Annotated in this window: 3 protein-coding genes and 1 pseudogene; all 4 read left to right on the top strand. The window is 40.3% G+C overall.

The window, feature by feature from the left end; translation table 11 throughout:
* A partial coding sequence (locus QZ359_RS01730) for an extracellular solute-binding protein (protein ID WP_293956012.1) occupies positions 1-512 on the top strand: 512 nt, incomplete at its 5' end.
* 148 nt (positions 513-660) lie between these two features.
* A pseudogene (locus QZ359_RS01725) lies at positions 661-912 on the top strand (hypothetical protein).
* 274 nt (positions 913-1186) lie between these two features.
* Complete coding sequence (locus QZ359_RS01720; RefSeq protein ID WP_175880866.1) at positions 1187-1672, top strand: LURP-one-related/scramblase family protein; 486 nt, start codon at positions 1187-1189, stop codon at positions 1670-1672.
* A gap of 21 nt (positions 1673-1693) precedes the next feature.
* The coding region (locus QZ359_RS01715; protein ID WP_293956007.1) for an alanine--tRNA ligase-related protein at positions 1694-2650 on the top strand (957 nt) is incomplete at its 3' end.

Genomic DNA, 2650 nt, shown 5'->3' with positions numbered 1-2650 from the left:
GTTACAGTCTTAACTCTAAGGATCCTCAGCAGTTGGAAGAAACGGTAGATAAGCTCTATAAACTGACTCCAAATATCAAGGCCATTGTGGCAGACGAGATGAAGGGTTACATGATTCAGAACAACGCTGCTATCGGTGTGACCTTCTCTGGTGAAGCCAGCCAAATGCTAGAAAAAAATGAAAATCTACGCTATGTAGTACCGACTGAGGCCAGCAACCTTTGGTTTGACAATATGGTCATTCCCAAAACAGTCAAAAACCAAGATGCAGCCTATGCCTTTATCAACTTTATGTTGAAACCTGAAAATGCTCTTAAAAATGCGGAGTATGTCGGCTATTCAACACCAAACCTACCAGCTAAGGAACTGCTCCCAGAGGAGAAAAAAGAAGATAAAGCCTTCTATCCAGATGCTGAAACTATGAAACACCTAGAAGTTTATGAGAAATTTGACCATAAATGGACAGGTAAATATAGCGACCTCTTCCTACAGTTTAAAATGTATCGGAAGTAGGAGTTAGAAGTCATAAAACGAATCAGTCAAGCTGGTTCGTTTTTTAATAGAAGTCAGTTTTTACAGCCATATCTTTTTCTATTCTAGTTGCTTATTTGCTTGCCCAGTAGTATACTAAGCTTAACCTTACAGAAAGCGGCAACAAATAATAAAAATGTCTACTTTTTTCAAAAAAAGTTTTTGGTCAACCTTTTTGACTTTTAATCAAACAGCTATACTATTCCATTTAAAGGATGGTTTGGATTGACAATACCTAACAACTGAGTCTATATATTTGGTGATAGGAAACTTTATATTTGCAAATATTTGCGTAGCTATATTTAGCAATTCGAAACTTTGGGATAAAAGTTGGGATAAAAAGAGTGATGGCAGTAAGAAAAAATATATTCTGAAAGAGTAATCAAAGATACAGGAAATTGGTCTGATTCAATGGAGATGATTTCCAGTTGACGCAAGCTTAAAAAAACGTTATAATAAGAAAGTTGAGAATTGATTTTCAGTTGTCTTAGTCCAGAGAAATGGCGGTGCTGCGAGCCATCTAAGCTAGAAAATCATGCTACTCAATCATACAATTGCATAAGAACAAGAGAATGACAAGTTCATTGAATGAAGGTGGTACCGCGGTTTTTCGCCCTTCGTGATATGAGCTTGTCTTTTGATTTTTGGAGGTGTTGATGAAAACATTTCTTGTCAAACAAAAGTTTCGTCTTGGAGGCGAACGCTTCGCTATCAAGGATGACAGGGGAGAAATCGCCTATCAGGTAGAGGGATCATTTTTTAAGATTCCCAAAACTTTTACCATCTATGATGCTAATGGTGAACAAGTCAGTCAGATCAGTAAAGAAATCTTGACCTTGCTTCCTCGTTTTGAAATTCAACTTCAGGATGGCTCGAGTTTTGTCATTCGCAAGAAGTTGACCTTCTGGCGAGATAAGTATGAGTTTGATAATCTAGGTCTTCGTATCGAGGGCAATATCTGGGATTTGAATTTCAAATTGCTGGATGATCGCGATCAGCTGATTGCGGAAATTAAGAAGGAACTCTTCCATCTGACCTCTACCTATACCGTAACGGTTCTTGAGGACGCTTATGCAGACCTAGTCATTTCCCTCTGTGTCGCGATTGACTATGTGGAAATGCTGGAAAGCCAATCACATTAAACAAGTAAATAAGGAGATAATATGAAACAACTATCTAGTGCACAAGTACGCCAAATGTGGCTTGATTTCTGGGCGACCAAAGGTCACTCAGTAGAACCATCAGTGAGCTTGGTTCCTGTAAATGACCCAACTCTTTTGTGGATCAACTCTGGGGTAGCAACCCTTAAGAAATACTTTGACGGGACTATTATCCCTGAAAATCCACGTATTACCAATGCCCAAAAGGCTATCCGTACCAACGATATTGAAAACGTAGGGAAGACTGCTCGTCACCATACCATGTTTGAAATGTTGGGGAACTTCTCTATCGGGGATTACTTCCGTGATGAAGCTATCACTTGGGCTTATGAGCTTTTGACAAGCCCAGAATGGTTTGATTTCCCTGCTGAAAAACTTTATATGACCTACTATCCAGATGATAAAGATTCTTACAACCGCTGGATTGAAGTAGGAGTGGACCCAAGTCACTTGATCCCGATCGAAGACAACTTCTGGGAAATCGGTGCAGGACCTTCTGGACCAGATACAGAAATCTTCTTTGACCGTGGAGAAGCTTTTGACCCAGAAAATATCGGTCTTCGCCTTCTTGCAGAAGATATTGAAAACGACCGCTATATCGAAATCTGGAACATCGTTTTGTCACAATTTAATGCAGACCCTACTGTTCCTCGTAGCGAATACAAGGAATTGCCACACAAGAACATTGATACGGGCGCAGGTTTGGAGCGTTTGGTGGCAGTTATCCAAGGGGCTAAGACTAACTTTGAAACAGACCTCTTCATGCCAATCATTCGTGAAGTGGAGAAATTGTCTGGTAAGGTTTATGACCAAGATGGCGATAACATGAGCTTTAAGGTTATCGCTGACCACATTCGTTCTTTGTCATTTGCCATCGGTGATGGCGCTCTTCCAGGAAATGAAGGTCGTGGTTATGTCCTTCGCCGTCTTCTCCGTCGTGCTTCTATGCATGGTCAAAAA

It is taken from the genome of Streptococcus sp. (genome assembly GCF_019414905.1).
Classification (GTDB): Bacteria; Bacillota; Bacilli; order Lactobacillales; family Streptococcaceae; genus Streptococcus.
Note: the sequence above shows the minus strand (reverse complement) of the source record. Positions and strands in the feature narration are given on the sequence as shown.